Here is a 13,911-nt window from a genome sequence, read left to right as displayed (position 1 = left end):
ATAGCATTAACTTATACCTCCGGCATCCTCTTGCGCTAACCAATTGAGCCGCAGTAATTTTATGCCATGACGGTTGATATCAGGAACGGACCATGAATAGCAAAGCGCGCAAGGTGATGATCATCGGCGCAGGCAACGTCGGCACCTCGGCGGCCTATGCATTATTAAACCAGAATATCTGCGAAGAGCTGATCCTCGTCGATCTCGATAAAACGCGGGCCCAGGCGCACGCGCAGGACCTTAGCGACGCCGCCGCCTATATGCCGGGAATGATGGCCATTTCAGTACGCGATGCCAGCGACTGCGCCGATGTGGATATCGCGGTGATCACCGTCTCCGGCGGCGCGCTGAAAGAGGGAGAGAGTCGGCTGGACGAGCTGGCCCGTACGGCGAAAATCGTCCGCGGCATTGTCCCGCGTATGATGGCCAACGGTTTCAACGGTATCTTCCTGATTGCCACCAACCCCTGCGATATTATTACCTGGCAGGTGTGGCAGCTTTCCGGCCTGCCGCGCGGCCAGGTGATCGGTACCGGCGTCTGGCTGGATACCACCCGCCTGCGCCGGGTTCTGGCACAGGCGCTGGATATTGGCGCCCAGAGTATCGATGCTTTTATTCTCGGCGAACATGGCGATACCCAGTTTCCGGTGTGGTCCCACTCGTCGGTGTACGGCTCGCCGATTGCCGAGGTTTACCAAAAACATACCGGTAAGGCGCTGGACCGTCAGCAAATCGCCGACCGGGTGCGCAAACTCGGGTTTGAGATCTATGCCGGTAAAGGCTGCACCGAATATGGCGTCGCCGGAACCATCGCCGAGATTTGCCGCAATATCTTTACCGGTAGCCACCGCGCGCTGGCCATCTCCTGCATTCTCGATGGCGAGTACGGCATTCGCGGCGCGGCGGTCGGCGTACCGGCCGTGCTGGCGCAAAACGGCGTGCAGCAGATTATAGAATTGCAGCTGGCGCCGGAGGAAAGCGAGAAGTTCCGTCATTCAGTGGCGGTGATAAAAGCCAATATCGCCCGTCTCGAATAAGATATGGCCTGGCGTCCGACAGCGCGGAGCCAGGCCAGCCGCCACGAGACATGGCAGCCTCTTTCACGAGATTACGCTAGCGCAGGCCAATTTTGCCAATCAGGTAGGTGACCGCCTGGCCGCCGATCAGCACCCGCTCGCCCTGCCACTGGCAGCGCAGATCTCCGCCGCGGGCCGATACCTGACGCGCCTGCATCTGCGTTTTGCCAAGCCTCTCGCCCCAGTAAGGGATCAGCATGCTGTGAGCCGAGCCGGTGACCGGATCTTCGGCGACGCCCTCGCCGGGACAGAAGAAACGGCTGACGAAGTCGTACTCCTCGTCCGCCGCGCTGATGCAGACCATCTTGCCGAGCCGCTGGAGCTGGTGCATGTCCGGACGGACGGCCTCAACCTGCTGACGATCCGCCAGCACCACCAGATAGTCACGCCCGACCCGCACGTCCAGCGCGTGGCTAATTCCCAACCCGGCCAACAGCTCGGCGGGGGGGTTGGCAACTTCCGTCGTCGACCACGCCGGGAAGTCGAGGGTCAGCCAGTCGCCGTTGCGCGTCACCCGCAGCTCGCCGACAAAACGGGTGCTGAACGCGATCGTTGCGGACGGATGGTCAAGGTATTCAAAAATAACGTGCGAGGCCGCCAGCGTCGCGTGGCCGCACAGGTTTATCTCATACTGCGTGGTGAACCAGCGCAGCTCATAGCCTTCATCGGTACGCACGAAGAAGGCGGTCTCCGACTGATTATGCTGCTGGGCCATTTTCAGCAGCGTCTCGTCAGGCAGCCACTCGGTGAGCGGGCATACCGCCGCGGCGTTACCGCCAAAGTTACGATCGCTGAAAGCATCTACCAGATAAAAATCAATTTCCTGCATCGCTGTAGTCCTTTTTTTTTACTTATCTTCAACATGACATAAAAGCGGGATTCGTACACTATCTATAGAGAAATTAATCTGTTAGCCCTTTTATCTCCGCGGCGGAATAATGAGACGCAGATCACAAAATGGTTGTATTTTCAGCAGCAATCGTTTTAAGATCGTCTCCTCTTCTTCCTCTAAGCACTAGTTCAAAACCTATGATTACAAACACGGTTTCACGCAGGGTCGCGTGGCTTCGGGTAGTCACGCTGGCGATCGCCGCTTTTATCTTTAATACCACCGAATTCGCGCCGGTCGGCCTGCTGTCCGATATTGCCGGCAGCTTTGGGATGGAAACCGCTCAGGTCGGCATGATGCTGACTATTTACGCATGGGTTGTGGCCCTGATGTCGCTGCCGTTTATGCTGCTCACCAGCCAGATGGAGCGCCGCCGACTGCTGATCGGCCTGTTTATTCTGTTTATTGCCAGCCACGTGCTGTCGTTTTTTGCGTGGAGCTTTAACGTGCTGGTGATCAGCCGTATCGGTATCGCCTTCGCCCACGCGGTGTTCTGGTCCATTACCTCGGCGCTGGCGATCCGCATGGCGCCGCCGGGAAAACGCGCCCAGGCGCTGAGCCTGATCGCCACCGGCACCGCGCTGGCGATGGTCTTTGGTATTCCCATCGGCCGCATCGTTGGTCAATATTTCGGCTGGCGTACCACCTTCCTGGTCATCGGCCTCGGCGCGCTGGTGACGCTGGTGTGTCTCTACAAGCTGCTGCCGAAGCTGCCAAGCGAGCACTCCGGCTCGCTGAAAAGCCTGCCGCTGCTGTTTCGCCGCCCGGCGCTGCTCAGCATCTATCTGCTGACCGCTATCGTGGTGACGGCGCACTACACCGCGTACAGCTACATTGAGCCGTTCGTGCAGACGGTGGCCGGTATGAGCGGTAATTTTGCCACCGTACTGCTGCTGGTGCTCGGCGGCGCGGGGATTATCGGCAGCGTGCTGTTCGGCAAGATGGGCAATAAGCACGCTTCGGGGCTGATTAATATGGCGATTGGCCTGCTGCTGGCCTGTCTGCTGCTGCTGCTGCCGGCATCGCAAAACGCCAACCACCTGATGCTGCTGAGCATCTTCTGGGGCGTGGCGATTATGATTATCGGCCTCGGCATGCAGGTTAAGGTGCTGGCGCTGGCCCCGGATGCTACCGACGTTGCGATGTCGCTGTTCTCGGGGATCTTTAATATCGGTATCGGCGCCGGCGCGCTGGTCGGTAGCCAGGTGAGCACCCATCTGTCGATGGCCTCTATCGGCTACGTCGGAGCCATTCCGGCGCTGGTCGCGCTGGTCTGGGCGGTAATGATTTTCCGCCGCTGGCCGGTGTCGCTGGAAGAGCAGCCCCACCACTCCTGATAGCGGCAATAAAAAAGCCGGATAGCGCAGCGCTGTCCGGCTTTTTTTATCGGCTGTTCACCCGTCAGGCATGATAGGTGGTAATGATTTCCAGCACCCCGTTAATAATAAACTGCACGCCCATGCACACCAGCAGGAAGCCCATCAGGCGGGAGATCGCCTCGATGCCGCCCTTCCCGACCATGCGCATAATCGCCCCGGAGCTGCGCAGGCTGGCCCACAGAATCAGCGCCACCAGCGCAAAGGTGATTGGCGGCGCCGCCAGCACCACCCATTCCGGAAACTCAACGCCGTGTTTCACCGTCGACGCCGAGCTGATGATCATCGCAATGGTCCCGGGACCCGCCGTACTCGGCATCGCCAGCGGCACGAAGGCGATATTGGCCGTCGGCTCGTCCTGCAGCTCTTCCGATTTCATTTTGGCTTCCATGGAGTGATGAGCCTTCTGCTGCGGAAACAGCATCCGGAAACCAATAAAGGCCACGATTAGCCCGCCGGCGATACGCAGACCGGGGATTGAAATACCGAAGGTATTCATCACCACCTGGCCTGCATACCACGCCACCGCCAGAATGATAAAGACATATACCGAGGCCATCAGCGATTGTCGGTTACGCTCGGCGTTGTTCATGTTGCCCGCCAGCCCGAGGAACAATGCGACGGTCGTGAGCGGGTTTGCCAGCGGCAAAATCACCACCAGCCCCAGACTTATCGCTTTAAAAAGTTCCATCATGATTAATTAAGCCCCTGTTAATATTAAACAATTAAAAATTTTACGCTCTGAGTATAACGTTGGTCGTCGGTATCATACCAGCGCTGATATTTTCCTCGCAGCGCCTGCGCAGGCGTGCTTTAGCAAATCGTGTCATCCGCAAATTCATCAGGTTGACTTATGGTTGCCTAGGCAATAATATCCACAGCAATTAAATAATTGCCTGGGCAACCATTGTGAAAAGCACAAGTGACCTGTTTAACGAAATGATCCCCCTCGGTCGCTTGATCCAGATGGTTAACCAGAAAAAAGATCGCCTGCTCAACGAGTACCTCTCTCCGATGGATATCACTTCCACCCAGTTCCGGGTGCTCTGTTCCATTCGTTGCGAAGTATGCATTACCCCCGTTGAGCTGAAAACCGTGCTCTCGGTCGACCCAGGCGCAATGACGCGCATGCTCGATCGCCTGGTCTGTAAAGGCTGGATTGAACGGTTACCCAACCCCACTGACAAACGCGGCGTGCTGGTGCAGCTAACGCCAGACGGCGCGGCGCTATGTGAGCAATGTCATCAGGTTGTGGGTCAGAAATTGCACCAGGAGTTAACAAAAAATCTGTCGGCGGATGAAGTGGTCACCCTTGAGTATTTACTCAAGAAAGTCCTGCCGTAATAAGAAGAGGTAAGATGATGTCCAGACGCAATAACGACGCCATCACTATCCATAGTATTTTGTCGTGGATCGAAGATAACCTGGAATCGCCGCTGTCGCTGGAGAAAGTGTCTGAGCGCTCAGGTTACTCTAAATGGCACCTGCAAAGAATGTTCAAGAAAGAGACCGGTCACTCCTTAGGCCAGTACATCCGCAGCCGCAAGCTGACCGAGATCGCCCAGAAGCTCAAGCAGAGCAACGAGCCGATTCTCTACCTGGCGGAGCGCTACGGATTTGAATCACAGCAAACGCTGACCCGAACCTTTAAAAACTATTTCGACGTTCCGCCGCATAAATATCGCATGACAAATATGCCGGGTGAATCCCGCTATCTAATGCCACTGAACAACTGTTGTTAATCGCCTGCAAAAAGACGTATTGAGGAAATCATGAAACTATTCGCTTCCGCCGCCCTTGTGCTGGTAGCCCTGGCGTCAGGCCAGAGCTATGCGGAGCAAACCACGACTCCGGTTCGCCATAACCACCGCGATGCGATGATAATGCCTTCCGAACATAACGATTCGCCGTTTGATTTTAATCATATGGCTGCCGGTAGCGACAAGTCAGATGAGCTAGGCGTGCCCTACTACAACTAACCGCACGACTCCGGTTTTATAGCCCCGACATTCGGGGCTTTTTTTATCCCCGCGCAGCGCCGACGCGAACCCGCCGCAGGCCAAAGACGTTAATATAGAGCCCGGCCATAATCAGCACCGCCCCGGTGAGCTGCAGCCCGCTCAGGGTTTCGCCAAGCAGCAGCGCGGCGCTGGCCATCCCGACCACCGGCACCAGCAGCGAGAGCGGCGCCACCCGCCAGGTCTCGTAGCGCCCGAGCAGCGAACCCCAAATCCCGTAGCCGACAATCGTGGCGATAAACGCCAGATAGAGCAGCGAAAGCACGGTCAGCAGATCGATCTGCACCAGGCTGGCGACCATTTTTTGCGGGCCATCAAGCAGGTATGAGGCCAGCATAAACGGCAGCACCGGGATCAGCGCGCTCCACACCACCAGCGACATGATCTGCGGCTTCTCCTGCCTCGACATGATTTTCTTATTGAAGATGTTCCCGCAGGCCCAGCTCAGCGCCGCCGCCAGGGTCAGCATAAACCCGACCACCGGCACATGCTGGGCGCCGAGGCTCGCCTCTACCAGCACCAGCACGCCGAAAATCGCCAGCGCGATGCCGGCCAGCTGCTTGCCCTGCAGGCGTTCACCGAAGGTAAACACCCCGAGAATAATGGTGAAGAACGCCTGCGCCTGCAGCACCAGCGACGCCAGCCCGGCGGGCATGCCGAGGCCGATGGCGCAGAACAGAAAGGCGAACTGCCCAAAACTTATCGTCAGGCCGTAGCCCAGCAGCAGGTGCAGGGGAATTTTGGGCCGCGCCACGAACAGCAGCGCCGGGAAGGCGACGAGTAAAAAACGCAGCCCCGCCAGCATCAGCGGCGGCATATTGTGAAGCCCGAGCTTAATCACCACAAAATTAAGCCCCCAAACGACCACCACCAGCAGTGCCAGCAGCCCGTCTTTACGTGTCATACCCCGCCTCGGTTACTACGCTAATTTTTATCAATGAAATCAAAGTAACGAAAAAATCGTCATCCGGATAGATCATTATTTTTAGCAGGGTCGTAATGCCCCTTCCGACATAGGGGAATGCTATACAAGCCTGAAAGACCATGTTATTTGTGAATAGCACCACAAAAAAATAACATTTATCAGGCAAGGAAAAAATGAAACCGACCCTCAGGCGCTCAACGATAGCGCTGCTGGCTTCATCGCTGCTGCTCACCATCGGACGCGGCGCGACGCTCCCTTTTATGACCATCTTTCTTACCCGCCAGTATCAGCTGGAGGTAGATAAAATCGGCTATGCCATGTCTATCGCCCTGACGGTCGGGGTGGTGTTCAGCATGGGGTTCGGCATTCTGGCCGATAAGTTCGATAAAAAGCGCTATATGCTGGTAGCCGTGACCGCCTTTATCTGCGGGTTTGTGGCGATCCCGCTGGTAAACAGCGTTCCGCTGGTGGTCTTTTTCTTCGCCCTGATCAACTGCGCCTATTCCGTCTTCTCCACCGTGCTAAAGGCGTGGTTTGCCGACGTGCTGACGCCGGAAAAGAAGGCGCGGATCTTCTCGCTCAACTATACCTTCCTCAATATCGGCTGGACCGTCGGGCCCCCGCTCGGCACCCTGCTGGTGATGCACAGCATTAACCTGCCGTTCTGGCTGGCCGCGGCCTGCGCCGCGTTTCCGCTGGTGTTTATCCAGCTCTTCGTCCAGCGGACAGCGGCGGCGATCGCTGCGGATAGCGCCAGCCCGTGGTCGCCCTCGGTGCTGCTGCGCGATCGGGCGCTAATGTGGTTTACGCTCTCCGGGCTGCTGGCGTCGTTTGTCGGCGGCTCTTTCGCCTCCTGCATTTCCCAGTACGTGCTGGTGGTCACCGACAGCGACTTTGCCGAGAAAGTGGTAGCGGTCGTTCTGCCGGTCAACGCCGCGGTGGTGGTGGCGCTGCAGTACGCCGTCGGGCGCAGGCTGAACGCGCGCAATATCCGCCCGCTGATGACCTTCGGTACGCTATGCTTTGTCATCGGGCTGGGCGGGTTTATTCTTTCCGGCAGCAGCCTGCTGCTGTGGGGCGTGTCGGCGGCGATTTTTACCCTTGGCGAGGTTATCTATGCGCCAGGAGAATATATGCTGATCGACAACATTGCGCCGGCGGGCATGAAGGCCAGCTATTTTTCCGCCCAGTCGTTAGGCTGGCTTGGCGCCGCGTTTAATCCAATGATCACCGGGGCGATTCTAACCCATATGCCGCACTGGTCGCTGTTTGTGGTGCTGATGGTGGCGATTATCGCCGCGTGGCTGATGATTTTCCGCGGCATGAACAATCCTCCCCGGCAAAAAGGTTATCCGGTGGCCAGCGCCTGAAGCCTGCCGCCACGGGGCTGTCGGGTCGGTGTCGGGTTACTGTCGGGAGAGGATCGTGGCGGCCGACGGCGGAAACCATCACGCTGCATCTCAGGTTTCACCCGGAGATAGATATGATGAACAGCATTAATCAGGTTAAACAGTTACGTCTGCAGCGCGCATGGTCTCAGGAGCAGCTGGCCGAACTGGCCGGCGTCAGCGTACGCACCATTCAGCGCATCGAAAACGGCGATCGCCCGGGCCTGGAAACGCTCAGCGCCCTCGCCGCCGTATTTGAGGTTAACGTGGCCTGTTTGAGCGACGACGCCCCCGTCGGTCACGAAGAGTCGCTCGATTTACGCATTGAGGAAGCCAAAGAGCGGGTCCATCAGGAGAGCCGCTTCTTTCGCTCGCTGTCGGTAGCGGTGGTGGTTTGCGTTCTGCTGGCGGTGCTAAACCGGGTCAGCAGCCCCGAAAACTACTGGTCAGCGTGGGTCGCTGCCATCTGGGGCGCGCTGCTGCTGATGAGAGCGGCCAGGCTGTTTGTCTTCGGCGGAGTAACCCGCAGCTGGCGCCAGGCCCGGCTGCAGCGATTATTACGTAAGTAGACTCCGTTAAGCGCGACGCCCGGCGCCGCGCTTAACGGCTATTGCGGCTTAGATAGCCACCATTCCGCGCACGCCCTCGGCTTCCATATCCGCGCCCTTTCCTTGCTGAATAATCACTCCTCGCGACATCACCAGGTAGCGGTCGGCAAGAGCTGCGGCAAAATCATAGAACTGCTCGACCAGCAGGATCGCCATATCGCCACGGTTCGCCAGCTGGCGGATAACTTCGCCGATCTCCTTAATCACCGAGGGCTGAATACCTTCCGTCGGCTCATCGAGGATCAGCAGCTGCGGCCGGCTGGCCAGCGCCCGACCAATCGCCAGCTGCTGCTGCTGACCGCCGGAGAGATCGCCCCCGCGGCGCTGCTTCATCGTTTTTAACACCGGAAACAGCTGATAGATCTCCTCCGGAACCTGCCGCGCATCGCGGGCGGAAAAGCGCGACAGGCCCATCAGCAGGTTCTCTTCAACGGTAAGGCGGGGAAAGATCTCTCGCCCCTGCGGGACATAGGCGATCCCGGCCTGTACGCGCTGGTGGGGCTTACGCGCCGTGATGGTCTTATCCTGCCATATCACCTCGCCGCTGCGCGCCGGGACCAGCCCCATCAGGCACTTCAGCAGCGTGGTTTTTCCGACGCCGTTGCGCCCCAGCAGGCAGGTAATCTCCCCCGGCCGGGCGGCAAAATCGACGCCGCGCAGAATATGGCTGCCGCCGTAGTATTGATGTAACTGGTTAACCTGCAGCATCGGCGCTCCTTAGCGTCCAAGATAAACGTCAATCACCTGTTCGTTGGCCTGCACCTCGCGCAGCGAGCCTTCCGCCAGCACCTGACCCTGATGCAGCACGGTTACCCGGTCGGCAATCGTTTCAACGAATCCCATATCGTGTTCAACCACCATCAGGGAGTGCTCTCCGGCGAGGGTGCGGAACAGCTCGGCGGTGTACTCGGTTTCGGCATCGGTCATGCCGGCGGCGGGCTCATCCAGCAGCAGCAGGTGCGGCTCCTGCACCAGCAGCATGCCGATTTCAAGGAACTGCTTCTGCCCGTGCGACAGCAGCCCCGCCTGCCGCCCGCGCTCGCCATCGAGGCGCAGCAGGCGCAGAGTCTCGCTGATGCGATCCTCCTGCTCCCCGCTCAGCCGCGCGCGCAGGCTGGCCCAGACCGATTTATCGCTTTTCAGCGCCAGCTCGAGATTTTCAGCCACCGTCAGCGCTTCAAAGACCGTCGGCTTTTGAAACTTGCGCCCGATCCCCTGGCGGGCAATGGCTATCGGGTCAAGGGACATCAGGTCGATGGACTGATCGTACAGCGCCCTGCCGCTCTGCGGCCGGGTTTTACCGGTAATCACGTCCATCAGGGTAGTTTTTCCGGCGCCGTTGGGCCCGATAATACATCGCAGCTCGCCCACGCCAATCTGCAGCGAGAGGTCGGTTAGCGCCTGGAAGCCGTCGAAGTTGACGTTAATCTTTTCCAGCTGCAGCACCGGGTCGGTTTGCTGGCGAAAGCGATCCGTCGGCAGCTGGCGGGTAAACAGGCCGTCATCCGGTTGCATCAGCGATCTCCTTTACGCAGCAGGCCAATCACCCCACGCGGTAAAAAGAGCGTGACGATGATAAAAATCAGTCCAAGAAACAGCTGCCAGTACTCCGGGATCGCCATCGTAAAGTAGCTTTTCGCGCCGTTGACCAGCCCCGCGCCCAGCACCGGGCCGACTAAGGTTCCGCGGCCGCCGAGCGCCACCCAGATGGCAGCCTCAATCGAGTTGGTGGGCGACATTTCGCCAGGGTTAATAATCCCCACCTGCGGGACATACAGCGCCCCCGCCAGCCCGCACAGCACGGCGGAGAGCGTCCACACCAGCAGCTTAAAGCCGCGCGGGTCGTAGCCGCAGAACATCAGCCGGTTTTCGGCGTCGCGCACCGCCGTCAGAATACGGCCAAACTTGCTGGTCGCCAGGCGAAAGCCTATCCACAGCGTTAACAGCAGCAGCAGTACCGTCGCCATAAACAGCGCCGCGCGGGTGCCGGTCGCGGTGACGGAAAAGCCGAGCAGCGTGGTGAAACCGGTAAAACCGTTGTTGCCGCCGAAGCCGGTCTCGTTGCGGAAAAAGAGCAGCATGCCGGCGTAGGTCAGCGCCTGGGTCATTATCGAGAAGTAGACCCCTTTGATTTTGGAGCGAAAGGCAAACCAGCCGAACACCAGCGCCAGCAGCCCGGGAACCAGCACCACCAGCAGCATCGCCCAGGCAAAGTGCTGGGTTCCCCACCAGAACCACGGCAGCTCGGTCCACGACAGGAAGGACATAAACGCCGGCAGACCGTCGCCGGCCGCCTGACGCATCAGATACATGCCCATCGCATAGCCGCCCAGCGCAAAGAAGATGCCGTGGCCCAGCGACAGCATGCCGGCATAGCCCCACACCAGGTCCAGCGCCACCGCAACGACGGCGTAGCAGAGGATCTTGCCGGTCAGGGTCAGCAGCCAGGTCGGCACCGCCAGCGGATGCGACTGAGGCAGCAGCGCCAGAAACGGCATGCTCAGCAGCGCGATTATCACCAGCGCCCCAAGCCACCGCAGCGGCCGCGGCGCGTTGCGCGCAAGTCGTAAGGTCATCGGTTGGCTCATCAGTCAATCACCCTGCCTTTTAACGCGAACAGCCCCTGCGGGCGTTTCTGGATAAACAAAATAATCAGCACCAGGATCAGAATTTTGCCCAGCACCGCGCCCAGCTGCGGCTCGAGGATTTTGTTAAAGATCCCGAGGCCAAACGCCGCCACCACGCTTCCCGCCAGCTGACCGACGCCGCCCAGCACCACCACCAGAAACGAGTCGATGATGTAGCCCTGACCGAGCTCCGGACCGACGTTGCCGAGCTGCGACAGCGCGACGCCGCCCAGGCCCGCGATCCCGGAGCCGAGGCCAAACGCCAGCATATCGACCCGGCCGGTCGGCACGCCGCAGCAGGCGGCCATGGCCCGGTTCTGCGTCACCGCCCGCACGTTCATGCCCAGACGGGTTTTATTCAGAATCAGCCAGGTAAAGAACAGAACGAGGATCACAAAGCCAAGCACCGCCAGCCGGTTCCACGGCAGGATCAGGTTGGGCAGCACCTGCATGCCGCCGGAGAGCCACGCCGGGTTCGCCACCTCGACGTTTTGCGCGCCAAACAGCATCCGCGTCAGCTGAATGAGCATCAGGCTGATCCCCCAGGTCGCCAGCAGCGTTTCCAGCGGGCGCCCGTAGAGATGACGAATAATGGTACGCTCCAGCGCCATGCCGATCCCGGCGGTGACCAGAAAGGCCACCGGCAGCGCAATCAGCGGATAGAGCGCCAGCCACTGCGGGGCGAACTGGGACAAAGCCTGCTGCACCAGCCAGCAGCTGTAGGCCCCTATCATCAACATTTCGCCGTGGGCCATATTGATGACCCCCAGCAGCCCGTAGGTGATGGCCAGCCCCAGCGCCGCCAGCAGCAGCACCGAACCAAGCGACAGCCCCATAAAGGCCTGGCCGAGAATTTCCCCGAGCAGCAGCCGCTGCTTAATCTGGCTCAGGCTGTCGGCCGCCGCGCTGCGTACGCCGGCATCAGGCTCATGCTGCGCATCGGTAAAGGGCATCAGCAGCGCCTGCGTTTCGGGGTCGGCGGAGTGGCCCAGCCGCTCAACCGCCGCCAGCCGCAGCTCTCTGGCAGGGCTGCTCAGCTGAAGGCGAGCCAGCGCCATCTCCAGCTGCGTTTTGATTCCGTCATCCGTTTCTGCCGCCAGCCGCTGCTGCAGCAGACCGCTCATTTCGGGGGTAGCTTCCCGCTGGAGGATCTTCACCGCCGCCGCTCTTTCAGTGACACTGTCACTCACCAGCAGGTGCGTGGCCAGCGCGCCGGCGGCCAGGTTGCGCAGGCGGTTGGTGAGCCGCACCGGTTTGGGGGTGCCTGAAGGTTCCGCCGCCGCGCCCAGCGCCTGCTGGTTGCTGAAGGCGTGGCCGCTGCTATCAACCTGCAGCGTTTCCGCCGCTAAGGCGCGCAGCAGCGGCAGACGCTGGGCCTGCGGAGCGGCGGCCCACTGCTCGAGCAGTCGCGCCTGCTGGCTGCGATTTGCCGTTACGAAATCATCCGCGTCCGCCGCCTGCGCGCGCCACGGCAAAATCATCACCAGCAGCGCGAAGTAGTAACCCATGATGCGCAGCGCCTTCATGATTGCTCTCCTTGTGGCGTTCCGGGTCACCCGTACGCTCGTTAATGCGCGTTCCACCCGCCCGGGCCGTAGCCCGGGAAGGTGACGCTAAGTGACGTTTAGTTGCTGACGGTTTTTACCGGATGGTCGGGCTTCTTATCGTTACCGGCGATCCACGGGCTCCACGGCTGGGCGCGCACCGCGTCGTCGGTCTGCCAGACGACGTTGAACTGACCGTTGCCTTCGATTTCACCGATCATCACCGGCTTATGCAGATGATGGTTGGTGGCATCCATGGTTAAGGTAAAGCCGGACGGCGCTTTGAACGTTTGCCCGGCCATCGCTGCGCGAACCTTGTCCACATCGGTCGTACCGGCCTTGGTCACCGCCTGAGCCCACATGTGCAGCCCAACCCAGGTGGCTTCCATCGGGTCGTTGGTGACCACGGTATCGGCGTTCGGCAGCTTGTGGGCTTTTGCATAGGCGCGGTAGTCGGCCACGAACTGTTTGTTGGTTGGGTTGTCGACCGACTCAAAGTAGTTCCACGCCGCGAGGTTACCGACCAGCGGTTTGGTATCGATGCCGCGCAGCTCCTCTTCCCCCACCGAGAAGGCAACCACCGGGACATCGGTAGCCTTCAGTCCCTGGTTCGCCAGCTCTTTATAGAACGGAACGTTGGAGTCACCGTTGATGGTCGAGACCACCGCGGTTTTGCCGCCGGCAGAAAATTTCTTAATATTGGCGACGATGGTCTGGTAATCGCTGTAGCCAAACGGGGTGTAGACCTCTTCGATATCCTTATCCTGAATCCCTTTGGCGTGCAGGAAGGCGCGCAGGATCTTGTTGGTGGTGCGCGGATAGACGTAGTCCGTCCCCAGCAGGAAGAAGCGTTTCGCCCCGCCGCCGTCCTCGCTCAGCAGGTACTCCACCGCCGGGATAGCCTGCTGGTTTGGCGCCGCGCCGGTATAGAAGACGTTCGGCGACATCTCTTCGCCTTCGTACTGTACCGGGTAGAACAGCAGTCCGTTGAGCTCCTCGAAGACCGGCAGAACCGATTTACGCGATACCGAGGTCCAGCAGCCAAAGACCGCCGCCACCTTGTCCTGAGTCAGCAGCTGGCGGGCTTTTTCCGCAAACAGCGGCCAGTTCGAGGCCGGGTCCACCACCACCGGTTCGAGCTTTTTGCCCAGCACGCCGCCTTTGGCGTTAATATCGTCGATCGCCATCAGCGCGACGTCTTTGAGCGGCGTTTCGGAGATGGCCATCGTCCCGGAGAGCGAATGCATAATGCCGACCTTAATGGTGTCGGCGGCAAAAGCCGGGAAGGTGTAGCCCATGCTGATGACAGAGGCGGAGAGTGCAAAAGCTTTTAATAGTGTTCGACGCTGCATGTTCACTCCTGAATATCGCAAAAACAAAATATGAATTAACGACTAACCGGAAGTGATAAGGCAAAAACGATGCCAGGTTGCAAAACAACCTGAACGCGCGGCGCGCGG

At 59.5% G+C, this 13,911-nt stretch carries 15 protein-coding genes; 7 read left to right on the top strand and 8 right to left on the bottom strand.

What is annotated here, in order from left to right; translation table 11 throughout:
* Positions 1-92 precede the first annotated feature (92 nt).
* Positions 93-1,037 carry an L-lactate dehydrogenase gene (locus EDF75_RS13050; protein ID WP_133599697.1) on the top strand — a complete coding sequence of 315 codons (945 nt, stop codon included), beginning with the start codon at positions 93-95 and terminating at the stop codon, positions 1,035-1,037.
* A gap of 76 nt (positions 1,038-1,113) precedes the next feature.
* Here the strand turns inward: EDF75_RS13050 and EDF75_RS13045 are convergent, their stop codons facing one another.
* Positions 1,114-1,905 (bottom strand): PhzF family phenazine biosynthesis protein, encoded by a 792-nt coding sequence (locus EDF75_RS13045; protein WP_133599696.1) that lies wholly within the window; start codon positions 1,903-1,905, stop codon positions 1,114-1,116.
* A gap of 200 nt (positions 1,906-2,105) precedes the next feature.
* On the opposite strand from EDF75_RS13045, the gene EDF75_RS13040 reads away from it, so the two are divergent.
* Complete coding sequence (locus EDF75_RS13040) at positions 2,106-3,302, top strand: sugar transporter (protein ID WP_045858241.1); 1,197 nt, start codon at positions 2,106-2,108, stop codon at positions 3,300-3,302.
* A 64-nt stretch (positions 3,303-3,366) separates the two neighbouring features.
* Here EDF75_RS13040 and EDF75_RS13035 read toward each other — a convergent pair whose 3' ends face one another.
* The gene (locus EDF75_RS13035) at positions 3,367-4,035 is read right to left on the bottom strand and encodes a MarC family NAAT transporter (protein ID WP_133599695.1); all 669 of its coding nucleotides are present in this window, start codon (positions 4,033-4,035) and stop codon (positions 3,367-3,369) included.
* 215 nt (positions 4,036-4,250) lie between these two features.
* Between EDF75_RS13035 and marR the strand changes: the two genes are divergently transcribed.
* From marR to marB, 3 genes are read left to right on the top strand one after another with little or no spacing between them, the layout of a single operon-like run.
* On the top strand, positions 4,251-4,685 hold the full coding sequence (gene marR / locus EDF75_RS13030; protein ID WP_041145638.1) for a multiple antibiotic resistance transcriptional regulator MarR: 435 nt from the start codon (positions 4,251-4,253) through the stop codon (positions 4,683-4,685).
* Positions 4,686-4,702: 17 nt separating this feature from the next.
* Positions 4,703-5,083: an MDR efflux pump AcrAB transcriptional activator MarA gene (gene marA / locus EDF75_RS13025; protein WP_004862191.1), complete on the top strand. Its 381-nt coding sequence runs from the start codon at positions 4,703-4,705 to the stop codon at positions 5,081-5,083.
* Positions 5,084-5,113: 30 nt separating this feature from the next.
* The gene (marB, locus tag EDF75_RS13020) at positions 5,114-5,320 is read left to right on the top strand and encodes a multiple antibiotic resistance protein MarB (protein ID WP_045858245.1); all 207 of its coding nucleotides are present in this window, start codon (positions 5,114-5,116) and stop codon (positions 5,318-5,320) included.
* Positions 5,321-5,363: 43 nt separating this feature from the next.
* Here the strand turns inward: marB and eamA are convergent, their stop codons facing one another.
* The gene (eamA, locus tag EDF75_RS13015; RefSeq protein ID WP_133599694.1) at positions 5,364-6,263 is read right to left on the bottom strand and encodes an O-acetylserine/cysteine exporter; all 900 of its coding nucleotides are present in this window, start codon (positions 6,261-6,263) and stop codon (positions 5,364-5,366) included.
* 194 nt (positions 6,264-6,457) lie between these two features.
* Here eamA and ydeE point away from each other — a divergent pair, with 194 nt between their 5' ends.
* Positions 6,458-7,654, top strand: a complete 1,197-nt coding sequence (ydeE, locus tag EDF75_RS13010; RefSeq protein ID WP_133599693.1) for an efflux MFS transporter YdeE — start codon at positions 6,458-6,460, stop codon at positions 7,652-7,654.
* Positions 7,655-7,770: 116 nt separating this feature from the next.
* Positions 7,771-8,241, top strand: a complete 471-nt coding sequence (locus EDF75_RS13005) for an XRE family transcriptional regulator (RefSeq protein WP_133599994.1) — start codon at positions 7,771-7,773, stop codon at positions 8,239-8,241.
* A gap of 48 nt (positions 8,242-8,289) precedes the next feature.
* Here EDF75_RS13005 and urtE read toward each other — a convergent pair whose 3' ends face one another.
* From urtE to urtA, 5 genes are all read right to left on the bottom strand, one after another.
* The gene (gene urtE, locus EDF75_RS13000; protein ID WP_133599692.1) at positions 8,290-8,988 is read right to left on the bottom strand and encodes an urea ABC transporter ATP-binding subunit UrtE; all 699 of its coding nucleotides are present in this window, start codon (positions 8,986-8,988) and stop codon (positions 8,290-8,292) included.
* A gap of 9 nt (positions 8,989-8,997) precedes the next feature.
* Positions 8,998-9,795 carry an urea ABC transporter ATP-binding protein UrtD gene (gene urtD / locus EDF75_RS12995; protein ID WP_133599691.1) on the bottom strand — a complete coding sequence of 266 codons (798 nt, stop codon included), beginning with the start codon at positions 9,793-9,795 and terminating at the stop codon, positions 8,998-9,000.
* Positions 9,795-10,868, bottom strand: coding sequence for an urea ABC transporter permease subunit UrtC (urtC, locus tag EDF75_RS12990; RefSeq protein WP_133599690.1), 1,074 nt, complete (start codon positions 10,866-10,868; stop codon positions 9,795-9,797). Before urtC ends, urtD begins: the two co-directional genes overlap by 1 nt.
* Positions 10,868-12,433, bottom strand: a complete 1,566-nt coding sequence (gene urtB / locus EDF75_RS12985) for an urea ABC transporter permease subunit UrtB (RefSeq protein WP_133599689.1) — start codon at positions 12,431-12,433, stop codon at positions 10,868-10,870. The genes urtC and urtB overlap by 1 nt, the downstream gene beginning before the upstream one ends.
* Before the next feature lie 98 nt (positions 12,434-12,531).
* Positions 12,532-13,803 (bottom strand): urea ABC transporter substrate-binding protein, encoded by a 1,272-nt coding sequence (gene urtA, locus EDF75_RS12980; protein ID WP_041145647.1) that lies wholly within the window; start codon positions 13,801-13,803, stop codon positions 12,532-12,534.
* Positions 13,804-13,911 lie beyond the last annotated feature (108 nt).

The sequence above is a fragment of the Klebsiella sp. BIGb0149 genome (genome assembly GCF_004362605.1).
GTDB classification, from domain to species: Bacteria; Pseudomonadota; Gammaproteobacteria; order Enterobacterales; family Enterobacteriaceae; genus Klebsiella; species Klebsiella terrigena.
This window is presented reverse-complemented; position numbering and strand designations above follow the sequence as displayed.

Coding starts and splice junctions, on each gene's coding strand:
- EDF75_RS13050 (WP_133599697.1), top strand. CDS start 93: ATGAATAGCAAAGCGCGCAAGGTGATGATCATCGGCGCAGGCAACGTC.
- EDF75_RS13045 (WP_133599696.1), bottom strand. CDS start 1,905: ATGCAGGAAATTGATTTTTATCTGGTAGATGCTTTCAGCGATCGTAAC.
- EDF75_RS13040 (WP_045858241.1), top strand. CDS start 2,106: ATGATTACAAACACGGTTTCACGCAGGGTCGCGTGGCTTCGGGTAGTC.
- EDF75_RS13035 (WP_133599695.1), bottom strand. CDS start 4,035: ATGATGGAACTTTTTAAAGCGATAAGTCTGGGGCTGGTGGTGATTTTG.
- marA (WP_004862191.1), top strand. CDS start 4,703: ATGTCCAGACGCAATAACGACGCCATCACTATCCATAGTATTTTGTCG.
- marB (WP_045858245.1), top strand. CDS start 5,114: ATGAAACTATTCGCTTCCGCCGCCCTTGTGCTGGTAGCCCTGGCGTCA.
- eamA (WP_133599694.1), bottom strand. CDS start 6,263: ATGACACGTAAAGACGGGCTGCTGGCACTGCTGGTGGTGGTCGTTTGG.
- ydeE (WP_133599693.1), top strand. CDS start 6,458: ATGAAACCGACCCTCAGGCGCTCAACGATAGCGCTGCTGGCTTCATCG.
- EDF75_RS13005 (WP_133599994.1), top strand. CDS start 7,771: ATGAACAGCATTAATCAGGTTAAACAGTTACGTCTGCAGCGCGCATGG.
- urtE (WP_133599692.1), bottom strand. CDS start 8,988: ATGCTGCAGGTTAACCAGTTACATCAATACTACGGCGGCAGCCATATT.
- urtD (WP_133599691.1), bottom strand. CDS start 9,795: ATGCAACCGGATGACGGCCTGTTTACCCGCCAGCTGCCGACGGATCGC.
- urtC (WP_133599690.1), bottom strand. CDS start 10,868: ATGAGCCAACCGATGACCTTACGACTTGCGCGCAACGCGCCGCGGCCG.
- urtB (WP_133599689.1), bottom strand. CDS start 12,433: ATGAAGGCGCTGCGCATCATGGGTTACTACTTCGCGCTGCTGGTGATG.
- urtA (WP_041145647.1), bottom strand. CDS start 13,803: ATGCAGCGTCGAACACTATTAAAAGCTTTTGCACTCTCCGCCTCTGTC.